The 13,750-nt window shown below is 49.5% G+C and carries 12 protein-coding genes; 4 read left to right on the forward strand and 8 right to left on the reverse strand.

The genetic code is table 11. The features are described 5' to 3' along the window. The first annotated feature begins 407 nt into the window (after positions 1 to 407). Both QZ303_RS09785 and QZ303_RS09790 read left to right on the forward strand, forming a co-directional pair. Positions 408 to 1,205: an ISAs1 family transposase gene (locus tag QZ303_RS09785; protein WP_295732243.1), complete on the forward strand. Its 798-nt coding sequence runs from the start codon at positions 408 to 410 to the stop codon at positions 1,203 to 1,205. Next, on the forward strand, positions 1,124 to 1,579 hold the full coding sequence (locus QZ303_RS09790) for a DUF6155 family protein (RefSeq protein ID WP_295732245.1): 456 nt from the start codon (positions 1,124 to 1,126) through the stop codon (positions 1,577 to 1,579). The genes QZ303_RS09785 and QZ303_RS09790 overlap by 82 nt, the downstream gene beginning before the upstream one ends. A 90-nt stretch (positions 1,580 to 1,669) precedes the next feature. Here QZ303_RS09790 and QZ303_RS09795 read toward each other — a convergent pair whose 3' ends face one another. The 4 genes from QZ303_RS09795 to QZ303_RS09810 are packed head-to-tail and all read right to left on the reverse strand — an operon-like array spanning position 1,670 to position 4,584. Continuing rightward, complete coding sequence (locus QZ303_RS09795; protein ID WP_295732246.1) at positions 1,670 to 2,275, reverse strand: hypothetical protein; 606 nt, start codon at positions 2,273 to 2,275, stop codon at positions 1,670 to 1,672. Further along, positions 2,272 to 2,868, reverse strand: coding sequence for a metallophosphoesterase (locus tag QZ303_RS09800; RefSeq protein ID WP_295732248.1), 597 nt, complete (start codon positions 2,866 to 2,868; stop codon positions 2,272 to 2,274). Before QZ303_RS09800 ends, QZ303_RS09795 begins: the two co-directional genes overlap by 4 nt. Then, a complete protein-coding gene (locus QZ303_RS09805) occupies positions 2,852 to 3,637 on the reverse strand; it encodes a metallophosphoesterase (RefSeq protein WP_295732250.1) in 786 nt (261 codons plus the stop codon). The genes QZ303_RS09800 and QZ303_RS09805 overlap by 17 nt, the downstream gene beginning before the upstream one ends. Positions 3,638 to 3,696: 59 nt before the next feature. Next, positions 3,697 to 4,584, reverse strand: coding sequence for an RNA ligase family protein (locus QZ303_RS09810; RefSeq protein ID WP_295732263.1), 888 nt, complete (start codon positions 4,582 to 4,584; stop codon positions 3,697 to 3,699). A 423-nt stretch (positions 4,585 to 5,007) separates the two neighbouring features. Here QZ303_RS09810 and QZ303_RS09815 point away from each other — a divergent pair, with 423 nt between their 5' ends. Then, positions 5,008 to 5,766 (forward strand): hypothetical protein, encoded by a 759-nt coding sequence (locus QZ303_RS09815; protein ID WP_295732252.1) that lies wholly within the window; start codon positions 5,008 to 5,010, stop codon positions 5,764 to 5,766. Between the two features lie 232 nt (positions 5,767 to 5,998). Here the strand turns inward: QZ303_RS09815 and lysA are convergent, their stop codons facing one another. From lysA to QZ303_RS09835, 4 genes are all read right to left on the reverse strand, one after another. Then, on the reverse strand, positions 5,999 to 7,144 hold the full coding sequence (lysA, locus tag QZ303_RS09820; RefSeq protein WP_295732254.1) for a diaminopimelate decarboxylase: 1,146 nt from the start codon (positions 7,142 to 7,144) through the stop codon (positions 5,999 to 6,001). Between the two features lie 33 nt (positions 7,145 to 7,177). Next, entirely contained in the window at positions 7,178 to 8,494 is a 1,317-nt protein-coding gene (locus QZ303_RS09825; protein WP_295732256.1) for an aspartate kinase, read from the reverse strand. A gap of 74 nt (positions 8,495 to 8,568) precedes the next feature. Then, positions 8,569 to 11,145: a heavy metal translocating P-type ATPase gene (locus QZ303_RS09830; protein ID WP_295732258.1), complete on the reverse strand. Its 2,577-nt coding sequence runs from the start codon at positions 11,143 to 11,145 to the stop codon at positions 8,569 to 8,571. Positions 11,146 to 11,231: 86 nt separating this feature from the next. Further along, complete coding sequence (locus QZ303_RS09835; protein ID WP_295732260.1) at positions 11,232 to 12,149, reverse strand: cation diffusion facilitator family transporter; 918 nt, start codon at positions 12,147 to 12,149, stop codon at positions 11,232 to 11,234. Between the two features lie 403 nt (positions 12,150 to 12,552). On the opposite strand from QZ303_RS09835, the gene QZ303_RS09840 reads away from it, so the two are divergent. Further along, positions 12,553 to 13,551 (forward strand): malate dehydrogenase, encoded by a 999-nt coding sequence (locus QZ303_RS09840; RefSeq protein ID WP_295732262.1) that lies wholly within the window; start codon positions 12,553 to 12,555, stop codon positions 13,549 to 13,551. The last annotated feature ends 199 nt before the right edge of the window (positions 13,552 to 13,750 follow it).

Below are 13,750 nucleotides of genomic sequence, written 5' to 3' on the forward strand. Positions count from 1 at the left end.
AAAATATTGGGCTATTCAGAGCGATGAATTTTGCACTTCGTTCTTGAATCTACGCAAATGGTTTGTCCCATTTTTCACTAATTCCTGCTCCCTCACTTGTTTTACTTTGGCTTTACGGGCTTTTTCTGTTCCCTTATGGTTCATTAAAACTGACGGCTACAATATTTTAATATCCAAAATAGCTATAATTACCCTTAATTGACGAATAAAATTTAAAATATTGAGATTTTGTTTTGGCGATATCACTTTTAATGACTAACCTTGCCATATTAAAGCCACCGACAATGATACAAGAACTGAAAATAAAAAATTTCAAGTCTTTCCGTGACGAGGCAACCGCATCAAAATTATCCTAAAATTAAATAATTGATTTCGGAGAAAGGGATAAATTCCGTAATTTTAAGGTTATGAATACAATTTATCCCATATTTGATGATATCCGCGATCACCGTGTTCGCGGTCGTTGCATTTATCCGCTCAATGACCTCCTTGTAGTGGCTTTGCTCACTTACATGACAGGAGGAGAGGATTACCAGGACATGGCGTGGTTTGCGTCGGAATGTTCGGAAGAGTTCGGCCTGTTCTCGGCTTGCGGTGGCCGTACGCCTTCGCCGGATACATTCGAGCGTCTGATGAGTGCCGTTGAGCCGACAGAGATAGAACGGTGTCTGTTGCGTTGCGGACGCATGTTTCTTGATTCGCTTGCTGAGAAACAGGTGGTTATAGACGGCAAGAAGTTGCGCGGCAGCAATCCCAAGGCGCCGGTGACCCAGGGCGATTATCTGCTGAACGCGTGTGTGAGCGAGAACCACCTGATGGTGGGCCAACTGCCGCTGAACGGGAAAGAGAACGAGATTCCGGCCATCCCCAGACTGCTCGACAAGCTCGATCTGACCGAGGCGATGGTTTCGATAGATGCCATCGGTACGCAAGTCGACATCGCACGGAAGATACTCGACAAAGGGGCGCATTATTTCCTGGCCGTCAAAGACAACCAGGGCGCGCTGCGCGAAGCTCTTGTGGACACAATAAGATACAATAAGCCTTTTGACATTTCTTCAGAAATGGAGGCGGCCCACGGAAAGAACTTCTTTCACAATCGAAAGAGCAGGTTGTTGATATTATGCTTCAACTGTATGATGCTAGCAAAGAAGCTAAAGCATGGCTTGAATTTTATCTCGAGCCTAATTGTGATGCCGAATTAGAGAAGTACAAGAAAGCAATACGCAGCCAATTCTTCGGACGCAATGATTGGCCGAAAGACCCGAGTTTCAGGGAATGCAATAAACTGATAACGGCATTTAAGAAACTGATGCCGGATCCTCATGCTGTAGCTGATCTCATGCTGTTCTATGTGGAACAAGGTTGCAGCCTGACTGCACAATATGGTAATTACAATGATCCATTCTATACCGCGCTAGGAAATAACTTCAACAAGGCGGTGAAATTCATATCGTCAAACGGACTTATGCCGGACTATTCAGCCCGTATGCAGAGGATGATAAAATCCGTTGAATGTTGCGGATATGGTTTCCCCGATACTCTGTGGGATATGTATTACGAATATGTCAATGAATAATCCGCACACATATTTCGGATTTGGATATATTACGAAACGATCCAAACTCCGCGATGCAGTTTGGGTCGTATTCGTCAACTGATGAATTTATCATTCATCTATGTCCAAGGCACTCCAATCCTTTGTCTGAAATTCCTTTTCAAAGGCTTGAAGCTCTTCCTGAAGTAGTTCCTGTAAAGTATCTTCAGAATCATCGCCACTCATCATCCAGTCAACTCGTTGTGCATAAATCTCTGCTATGCGGAGCTGACGGTACGCTTCCTTCATGGTTTCCAATGTCGTATCTTCAAGTTCAAGGACATCGGCATCGTATGGATAATGATCAAAGACAGCATGATGTATGGAATACAATACTGGAATTTGCTCACTATCCTTGGTCGCAGTCATGAATTCATCAATAGACTGTAACAGTACATCTTCACCCTTGACAGGATGAAAGCTCGCAAACTTCGGGTCTGCTTTGGTCACTCTTCTACGTCTCAGTAGAAATTCTTCAGCTTCCTCATAACTTGGAAAAGTTATATCATACCGGGGATAGATGTAAAATGAATGAGGTGTCCCACACTTTTCAATCATCCAGTAATCTTCATGGACCATTTCCGGTTTTGGTTGAAGAGCCCGTGCTATATCCTCTTCAATTTTATCAGCAATCTCTCTGATAAAAAATTGATGATGGTCAAAATGTCCTCCGCTCATAGTTTGTTAATTTTAGTATCTTGCCGCTCAATCTGCTTCAGGATTTGAGTTCGCACCTGTTCGAAAGAGAGCGGCGTGAAGTTATTGTTGTCAACGCCGACATCGATTTGTGTCGGATAGAGATGTTGCAATCGGCTTGCATCTATCCCGGTGTTTGAAGTGCGGCTATGGACGTGACCGAACAGCTGCCAGACGTCGTGATTATATCCACCATCAAAGCACAGATAAGGAAAGTGATTTAGATAGATTTTCTTCTTCCCTATCTGTATGCACATCGACATGGCGACATGTTCAAACCGATTGATTGTGCCCTGCCTGATATTTTTCAGGTCATGATTACCAAGTATGAGGTATATCTTGCCGTTGAGCCGATCAAGAATCCGGTTCCACTCGTCTGCACCTCCGAGACAGAAGTCGCCGAGATGAAACACAATATCATCCGGTCCTACTACATTGTTCCAGTTCGCTATAATTGTCTCGTTCATGTCATAGACGTTGCGGAACGGACGCTGGCAGTAGCCGATTATATTTATATGGTTGAAGTAGGTATCCGATGTGAAGAATACCCGACTTGCATCAAATTTGTAGTTCATTGTCATTTATTTCGATTATGGCGTCCCGGCGGAAACTATGTTGCTCACCATGAGAAGTATAGCCAAGCTGGTTGCAGACGCACCGGGTGCTGCCTATTGTTTTGAGAATGTTTCGATGCGAATGACCGTAAATCCAATAGTTTATACGGCTGTTTGCAGTAAAATCTCCGAGTTCGGATGTGAAAGCTCCGTTTATCGGACTATCCTTGAACTCGTCGGACATCAGTTCAAACGAAGGCACATGATGAGTAGCTACTATTATATGCTTCGCACTGCTTTCGTTCACTTTTCTTTCTATGAACTCGCGACAACGCTCATGTTCTTGATTGAACCGTTGCGCCGAGAGCCGGAACTGACCGTTTCTTATGCGATGAAAGTCAGTCACACCTCGTTCGGTCAGATATTCATCATATGGTTGAATCTTTGCCCAAAGGGTCGAAACAATGAGATCAATGTCTGATGACAGCGGTATTACACAATTGTAGTGGGCTTTGACATTGGGCCGTATTTTGAGTTGCCACCCTTCGTGAAGCTCATTTATGTCATAGCTTTTGTATAGCTCATGGTTACCGGGGATAACGATTGTCTGTCTGAACGACTCAGAACACCAGTTCCAGAATGGATGATGATCATAGTTTTCATCACCGAGATAACCTATGTCACCGGCAAGGACGAGCACATCTCCTACAGAGATAAGTGGATTATCTTTCAGCCAACGGCTATTTTCATGAAACTCCAAATGGAGATCGGATGCGTATTGAATTTTCATATTGTTGTGTCAAATTTTAAAGTATTCCACCTCCATGGAGAGACCGGAGGCAGATTCTGTTAGTCGATGATATAGGCTTTGCTCATGAAGGTCTGCTTCACGAAATCAGTGGCCAGTTTGTTGAGTTCACGGTTGAGCGACTTCTGCTCGCACTTGTCGAGGGCTGAATATTCTCCGCCATGCTCTTTGAGGAAATCATCAAGGATGTCCTTGGCGAACAATCCCATAACATTGCCGAAGTCCTTGGGGAAAGTTACCTCTCCGATATGACTTACCACGTTGTTGAGTCTGTTCTCATTAACGTATGCCTCGACCTCGGGAAGCAGTGCTTTGAGCGCATCGCTGTAAGGCACGGGCTCAGCAAAAAGTTTATTACGCTTCTTCACTGACTTTTTCTCGGCAAACCTTGCGTTCTTGCTCTTTATTAGCACACGAGAGCCATTACGCAGATACTGGGGTTCAACAGGCCGTATAACCACCCCTTCGCAGATGTTGTCATCAATGTCTGGAAATCCGAGCCACTGCGAGATTTTGCTCTGGAATGCGTTGGAATATTTAAGGCATTCGACAAGAGAACCACTCATCAAAGTCCTTGCATAGAAGAATCCTTCTGCCTCAAAGAGTTTGTTAACCTCGTCGACGGAAAGGTATCGCCCACTGTCTCCCTCGAAAAGATAGATGTCGAAGCCATAGAATTCGTGAGCAGGAGTATAGTCCATACCCTTCTGAATCAAGATTGTACCCTTTACGGCAGGCACGGATTCGTGCGCATAGCGTCCGCCAAACATTTCTCCGAAAACCGATATTAAGCTGACATCAGGGTGTAAATTGCGGATTCTGCTGAACAGAGCCAGCACTTTGGGCCGATACACATCTACCAATGACTGGAAATCGTAGAACTTCTCGTCATCAGTGAGTACGGAGACCTTACCTCGTTGCCATCGCAGAGAAAGCTGGTATTGGCACCGTGCACCTTCTCCTGTACCACCTCAAGGTCGGCAGGCATTTCAGCCACGACCCGCTCCATGAAGTCGCGGGTGATTGCATTTTCTATGGAGCTGTACTTTTTGAAATTGATCATTGTTCTTGTTGGTTATGCGCCTTAGCGCGTTGTTGAAATTAAAGTTGGGCGGTGTGGACATTTGGGGTGATGAAAGCCTAGTAATATGCTGTTTTTCATATCTTTGTGAAGATTATTATTGATATGATTAAAAAAATGCTTTTTCTGCGGGTCTCGGAATGTGGTCAGGAATGGCCTGAGGAGTCGTACGCAACGGTATAAATGCAAGGACTGCGGCCGGCGTTTTGATGGCGGTATCCGCAGGGACAAATCACAGGTCATTACAGATTATGTCGAGGGCAAACAAACCTTGGAACAGCTGGCCGTGAATTATGGAGTCAACGAGAGAACTATCCGTCGGGATCTGGAGGGCATGCGTTATGTCCGCAAAATCGCCAGGTACAAGGATGTCACCATACAGATGGACACGACCTATTGGGGAAGAGGCTTTGGCCTGATGATTATCAAGGATGCCTTACGGGGGAATGTCTTATGGCACAAATATGTCCGCCATGAAACCATAGCACAATATGTAGAGGGTGTGGAGTGGCTCAAGAACCTCGGCTTTAAAATATACGGAGCTGTGATTGACGGCATGAAAGGGCTTCCTCAGGCACTCAGGCCTATACGCGTTCAGATGTGCCAGTTTCATCAGATGCTCATAGTTCGCAGGTATCTTACGCAAGAGCCTGACCTGGAAGCGTCTCGTGAACTGTTATATCTTGTAGGCATGATTACACGGACGGATAAGGAAAGTTTCATTGGGGCGATAAATGAATGGTGTGAGAAATATAATGATGTTGTCAATGAGAGGGTACGTGACAAAAGGATAAAGCGTAAAACACCTCCATATATGAGGCCAAGGCTTCGCAGCGCATACCTGAGCATCAAACGCAACATGCCGTTATTGTGGACTTTCTATGATTATCCTGAAACCGGACTTCCGAATACAAACAATGCTCTTGAGGGGTTATTTGCGGACCTCAAGACAAAGGTCAGGGTACATGGCGGTATCAGCAGGGAACACAGAAAGAAACTGTTGGATGAATACATCAAAAGGAATTATTGATTCTACCTAATTCGTCACCCAAAATGTCCACATGGAACTTTTTTATTATATTTCATCACCCCAAATGTCCACACCGCCGCAACGTCTTTTTTTACGCGGAAGCAAAGAGCAAGAATTGTGACTCCAAATCCAAGAACCTGTTCAAAAGTCTAAGAGGTTGTTTAAAAACAACCTCTTAGACTTGGAGACGTAAAGTCGACATAACACTTCCGCCTTAGTTATTATATTGCGTTTACCGGACGAATGAGGACGGTAGAGGGCGCATATTATAACCCATGGCCATTATCTCTCCGTAGGCGCCGGCACTGCGTAGGGCCAACAGGTCGCCACGCCGCGTCAATGGCAGCGTCTCGTCCTTACCGAAGCAGTCGCTCGACTCACATATAGGGCCTACCACGTCGTATACATCGGTCGTAGCGGACGCCGAGGTAATATTCTCAATCTTGTGGTGGGCCTGATAGAGAGCCGGACGGATAAGGTCGGTCATGCCAGCGTCGACAATCGCAAACTTCTTACCCACGCCCTCTTTCACGTATAGCACCTTGGTGATGAGCGAGCCGCACTGCGCTACGAGCGAGCGGCCAAGCTCGAAATGGAGCTGCTGCCCCGGGGCAAGGTCGAGATTTTCGCGGAACACATCGAAAAAGGCTTTGAAGTTCGGTATGGGATTGCCGTCAGGATCGTCATAATCCACCCCAAGACCACCACCGACATTAAGCACATTGAAACGTATCCCTTTCGAGGCATAGTCGGCCACGAGTTTGTTGATACGGTTACACAGTATGCGGTAAGGTTCTAAGTCGGTAATCTGAGAACCGATATGGAAATGCAGACCGTATAAGTGCAGGTTGGGCTGACGCAGACAGAGCGCCACAGCATCATCAAGCATCTCAAGTGCTATGCCGAACTTGTTCTCCTCCAGTCCGGTGGTAATATAGTGATGAGTGTGTGCGTCGATGTTTGGGTTGACGCGCAGTGCCACGTTAGCCACCATCGACTTGTCGGCGGCCATCTCTGCGATAAGCTCAAGTTCGGGAAGTGACTCCACATTGAAGCATCCGATACGGTTGGCGAGAGCATAGTCGATCTCGGCGTCGCTTTTCCCCACCCCGGCAAAGAAAATGCCCTCGGGATTAAATCCGGCCTCAATAGCGGCACGTATCTCACCCATGCTCACGCAGTCAGCACCGAGGCCGGCCTCAACGACAAGCTTGAGCACCGCAGGGTTGGTGTTGGCCTTCAGCGCGTAGTGTACATGGAAAGGTGACTGACCGACAGCTGCCTTCAACGCATCGAGAGTAGTATGCAACAGTCCGAGGTCGTAATAGTAAAACGGAGTGATGCGTCCCTTGAATTCGTCAATTGGAAACTTTGCCATAAGATTGAACAAACATTTTTCTTAAAAAACGCATTATTTGAACAAACGTTCGCTCAAAAGGTTAAGCGCCTTCACTTTGTCCTCCTTACGTATAAGGAACGAGATGTTGTAATTGCTTCCTCCGTAGGATATCATGCGCACCGGAATCTCCTTAAGCGCATCGAGAGCCTCAGCCTCAAATCCGCAGTTCTGCCACTCAAGATCGCCAACCACGCATATAATCACCATGTCGCGGTCGATGGTAACGGTACCGAACTTGCGCAGATCGTCAAGTATACGGTCAAGATTGCGTTCATTGTCAATCGTAAGCGAGACGCCCACCTCGGATGTAGCTATCATGTCGATAGGTGTCTGATATGTCTCGAACACCTCAAACACCTTGCGCAAGAATCCGTAGGCAAGGAGCATGCGTCCCGACTTTATCTTGATGGCTATGATGTTGTCTTTCGCAGCCACGGCCTTTATCGCCTTTGGGGCCTGACGGTTGTGTATTAGAGTTCCTTCAGCGTCCGGCTGCATGGTGTTAAGCAACCTCACGGGGATGTTGTTGAGCTTGGCCGGGAGCACACATGTCGGATGTAAAATCTTAGCCCCGAAGTAGGCAAGCTCGGCAGCCTCCTCAAAGTGCAGCTCATGCACGGGAGCAGTACCATCCACGAAACGTGGATCATTGTTATGCATGCCGTCGATATCGGTCCATATCTCAATCTCGCCGGCATTGACGGCGGCTCCGATTAGTGAGGCTGTGTAATCGCTGCCTCCGCGCTGCAGGTTGTCAATCTCGCCATAGGCATTTCGGCAGATGAACCCTTGGGTAATATAGAGGTCTGCATCGTGGTGCTTGTCAAGAAGGGCTGTGAGTTTCTGGCGTATGTACTGAGCATCGGGTTCGGCGTTCTTGTCGGTACGCATGAAGTCGAGAGCCGGAATAAGGACAGACTTCACACCAAGCTCATGACGGAGATAGATGTCGAACATGGCCGTAGACATAAGCTCCCCTTGCGCAAGGATCTCCTTCTCTTCGAAGAGGGTGAAAATGTCCTTTGTGAACGTGCGTATGTAATTAAAGCACGCTTTGATCTCACGCAGTGCCTCCTCACGGGCCGAATCAGTGGAATACAACTCGTCGATGACACGCATATAGGTGCTTTCGAGCTTGTTGACAGTCTCTTTGGCACCGTCAATGTTCTTTTTGTAAAGATACTCAGATATTTCAACAAGCGTGTTGGTGGTACCCGACATGGCCGAGAGCACCACGATGTTCTTACCACGCTGAGTAACAAGCCCGGCAACTTCCTTTATCCTGGCGGATGTGCCGACGGAAGTGCCGCCGAATTTCATTACGTTCATCTTATGGTCTTACTTATTATGATAATAACCGCGAAGTTACGAAAAAACTTCGGAGTAACGGTAAGTTTATCGTATTATTCTTCAATACGGTAGTCACCCGCCTCTTCACTGATGGTTTTCTGAAGCATCTCGAGGGGGAGTTCCTTCCCGGAAGAGAATTCTATCGTGGCTACCGGAGGCTCAAGTGTCACTGTTGCTTTTATCCCAGGAAGGGTGTTGAGAGCTTTTTCCACGTGGGCTCGGCAATGACCGCACATCATGCCGGATACCTTATATTCTTTCTTCATATTTATATGGATTGATGGTCTTGTTTTTATCTTGGTTGTTGATTGCATTTCTGACTTGTTTGGAGAGGCGGTATCGTCGGAAGTAATCATATCGTCATCCATGAAGAATGGAGCAGGGTGCATCATATTCGGGCGCCCAAGTGACCGGCGCTTGAGCAGAAGAGAATTTGCCACCACGCTCACACTGCTCATGGCCATTGCGGCACCGGCCACCATCGGGTTGAGCAGAAACCCGCAAAGAGGATAGAGCACGCCTGCGGCGACAGGAATGGCGATGACATTGTAGATAAACGCCCAGAACAAGTTCTGTCGGATGGTGCGAAGAGTGAGGCGCGACAATCCTATGGCCACTGAGAGACGCCGCAAATCGGACGATATGATGGTGACGCCAGCCACATCCATGGCGATGTCGCTCCCGGATCCCATGGCCACGCCGAGGTCAGCCATGGCAAGTGCCGCACTGTCGTTTATGCCGTCCCCCACGAATGCCACGTGGCGTCCGCCCGTGCGCTGTAGCATGCGGATGAATGTAGCCTTTTCCTGTGGGAGCATTCCCGAACGCCAATGGATTATGCCCGTTCGCGAGGCCATCGCGGCAGCGGTAGACTCGTTGTCACCGGTGAGCATCCACACGTCGATTCCTTGCTTCTGCAACTCTGCCACTGCCTCATATGAGGTCGAACGCAACGGGTCGGCAACCGCAGCGATACCAATGGCGTTGCCGTCTCGCGCCGTCCACACCACGGTAGCCGCCTCCGACTCAAAAGCGACAGCCTTGGCAGAGAGTCCAGGAGGAATCTTCACCCCGTATTTTTTCAGCATGCGCATGCTCCCTACAAGCCACTCTTTGCCGTCATGCACGGCCCGCAAGCCATAGCCCGGCAGGTTTTCGAAGTCGTCGAGATCGACAGGAGTCCCTACGGAAAGACCCGATGACACGGCAAGCGCCACTGGATGGTCGGAAAGTCCCTCTATTGCAGCAAGTACGGCATCAGCGCCGACAGGTGCGTCGGAACTCCATTCGACACGCAGCAGCCGAGGATGTCCCTGCGTTAGTGTGCCCGTCTTGTCAAGTACGACCGTATCGACGAGCGGGGCAACCTCAATGGCCTGTGCATCCTTAATTAGTATGCCATTGCCTGCGGCACGTCCAACTCCGACCATGATAGCCGTTGGGGTAGCAAGGCCGAGCGCACAAGGGCATGCTATGATCAACACAGTCACAAGTGCGAGCACGCCATGTACAACGCCACTCTCCCTATCGGCGAGTACCCATACCGCACATGCGATAAGGGCAATAATGATTATGCCCGGGACAAAATAAGAAGCTATCCTGTCGACAAGCGCCTGAACGGGAGGCTTGGAGCCTTGCGCGTCCTGCACCATAGCTATGATTTTAGAAAGGAGTGTGTCGGCTCCGACCGTATCGGCCCTGAAACGGAGCGTACCATTACCGTTGATAGTGCCGGCATAAAGTTTCGAGCCATCAGATTTTTCCACGGGTACAGGCTCGCCGCTCAGCATACTCTCATCAACGAATGAACGGCCTGATTCTACCGTCCCGTCAGCCGACACACGTTCACCGGGGTGAACAAGCAGAAGGTCGCCGTGGCGGATATCATCCACGGACACCTCCTCTACCTGACCGTCATCCCCTATCCTCGTCACCGACTTGGGTCGCAGCCCCATGAGTTTGCGTATAGCGGAGGTAGTGCCCTCCTTCGCCCGGGACTCAAGGGTACGCCCAAGCAGTATGAACGCGATAATCACGGAAGCAGCCTCGAAATAGACATGCGGCTCTATGCCGTGGGAAAGCCAGAACTGCGGTATGAGAAGATTTGCCACACTGAACCCCCATGCAATGGAGGTAGAAAGCGCCACAAGCGTGTCCATGTTGCACGAGCGATGGCGCAGTTGCTGCCACGCGCTGACATAGAACCGGCGCCCCATGCCAAAAAGCACCACCGAGGAGAGCAACAGTGACAGCCAGCGACCCGGTATCCAGTCCATGAATCCCATACCGAGCACAGCCACCGGCACAGAGAGCAAAATAGCCCACATCGCCTGACGGCGTAATTGATGGTAGCGTCGGCGAGCATCATCGTCGGCGCCATCGGCCAAGGCCTGAGCGGCAAGCATCTCGTAGCCCGCGTCATGCACAGCGCGGCACAACTGATCGGGAGCAGTCAACGCAGGATTCCATACCACCTTAGCCTGCGCAGATGCATAGTTTACCGAGGCGTCGGACACTCCGGGCTGACGCTTAAGAGTGCGCTCTATCTTGGCCGCACACGCCGCACAACTCATACCACGCAAATCAAAGTTAAGCGACTCATAGCCGGAAGATTTGTCATAAGTGCTCATATTACTCATATTAACGATTGTGGCCATACACATCTAAGCATGCAGGTACAGCCAACGCAAAGTTACTCAATTTGCCAAATCAGCCCTCATCGGCAATGGCTACAGTCACACTGCATGGCTGCCGTCTCCACCTCAACCGTGGAATGTACCACTCCAAAACCGGCAGCCACACGTCGCACTTCACAAATAATCCGATCGACATCAGCGCTGTCGGACACCACAACATGCACCGTCATGGCCGTCTCGGTGGTGCTCAACGCCCATATATGCATATGGTGTACATCCTCCACACTCTTGACAGCGGATATTGCCGCTGTCACTTTGGCGACATCGATGCCCCGTGGCACGCCGTCGAACGCAAGGCACAAACTTTCTCGGAGCATTCCGTAGGATCCGACAGCGATGACAATTGCTATCACTATGCCAACTATGGGATCTATGAGTGTCCATCCGGTGCATGCTATTACGATGCCGCTCACCACCACGCCGATTGAGACCAATGTGTCAGCGGCCATATGCAGGAACGCTCCGCGCACGTTTAAATCGCCATGGCTGTCTTTCATGAAGAGCCATGCCGTGACTCCGTTGACCAACACCCCGACGGCGGCTACCCAGGCCACGGTATCGCCATCGACAGCGACGGGATGGACGAGCTTGCGTATGCTCTCAAAAAGGATGAGTGCAACGGCCACATATAATATTATAGAGTTTACAACAGAGGCATTGACCGTGGCTCGCCGGAATCCGTAAGTAAAATGTGCCGTGGGCTTGTTGCGCGACACGCGCAATGCTATCAGGGCTATCGCAAGCGAAAGGATGTCGCTCAGGTTGTGACCGGCGTCCGACAACAGCCCCATGGAATTGGTGATGAATCCAAACACGACCTCAAGCGCCACATAGAGCGCGTTAAGCCATATGCCAAGCTTGAACGCACGCTTCAGGCGTCCTGATGTATCGATGCCAAGTGCATGGGTATGGTGGTGGGAATGGGAATGCGTTTCCATATCTGTGCTTTATTTGGTTACGTTAAACGGCCACAAAGTTATGAGATAAGGAATGCAACACCGTTGCAAATACACATACAAAATAGCTACACGGTGTTAACAGAGTTTAAGATGTTGTAAATAACCATGTTAATTATGTTAATCCCTGAACCAACCTATCCGCACCGGTTGTTCTACATGCGAAAGAAAATAATCGACATAGCACAAATGACTTTTGGAGAATCGATAAATGTGTGAGTTGAGGGCGTGTCAGGATTGTTCCCCGCACGCCTTCTTTTTTTGCCCATGCCGAACCTTTTCGCGTTCCCTTGTGTTTTAGGGAGAAACAGATAGGCCATAACGGATGGACAGCGTCCCGCCAAGACACACCCATTCCCTCTACGGCCAATAAAATATAAGTATTATGGACTTTTTAACTGATGAAAAACTGGTGATTGTCGGTGCTGCCGGCATGATCGGCTCTAACATGGCTCAGACAGCGGCCATGATGCGTCTGACCCCGAACATTTGTCTTTACGACACCTATGCCCCGGGCCTCGAAGGAGTAGCGGAGGAGATGTTCCACTGCGGCTTCAAAGGTATAAACTTCACCTTTACCTCCGACATAGCCGAAGCATTCAAGGATGCGAAGTACATCGTATCGTCAGGTGGCGCTGCGCGCAAGGCAGGAATGACCCGCGAGGATCTTCTGAAAGGGAATGCCGAGATAGCAGAGCAGCTCGGAAAGGATATAAAGACATACTGCCCCGACGTTAAGCACGTGGTGGTGGTGTTCAACCCCGCCGACATCACCGGTCTGGTGACATTGATATACTCAGGTCTGAAGCCGTCGCAGATCTCCACCCTCGCGGCTCTCGACAGCACCCGTCTGCGCAGCGAACTGAGCAAGTACTTCCACATCCCCGCCGACGAGATAGTCAACTCGCGCACCTACGGAGGACACGGAGAGCAGATGGCGGTGTTCGCGTCCACCACAACTGTGGCCGGACAGCCCCTGTCGGAAATCATCGGCACAAAGGCCCTTCCACAGCAGGAGTGGGAAGAGATGAAGCAGCGTGTGATCCAGGGCGGAAAGCACATCATCGACCTGCGTGGACGCTCGTCGTTCCAGAGCCCGGCCTACCTCTCGATCGAGATGATTGCGGCAGCCATGGGAGGTCCGTCGTTCACATGGCCCGTAGGCGCATATGTCGACAACGGCACATACAACCATATCATGATGGCCATGGAGACCACCGTCGGCAAGAACGGCGTGGAAGTGCATCCGGTTGGCGGCACTCCGGAAGAGAAGAAGGAACTCGACCAAAGCTACCACCACCTGTGCAAGCTCCGCGACGAGGTGATTGGACTTGGCATCATACCGCCCATCGACAAATGGCACGACATCAACCCCAACCTCTGAGCTGACAATCGCCATATCCTAAAATAACAACTTCCGAATCTGACATTTTCGCAGGCGGTGTGTCCCAAACGTGGACACACCGCCATTTTTGTGTCCTTATGCCAAGAGAGGCCTTATCCTCCACTTTTTATACCTGTCGACAGAGCACGGCAGACGCATCTTAAATAACCTTAACGGCTGTTGACCAATAAAAACCGGT

Origin of the sequence: uncultured Muribaculum sp., from assembly GCF_910583865.1 — a bacterium.
GTDB lineage: Bacteria > Bacteroidota > Bacteroidia > Bacteroidales > Muribaculaceae > Muribaculum.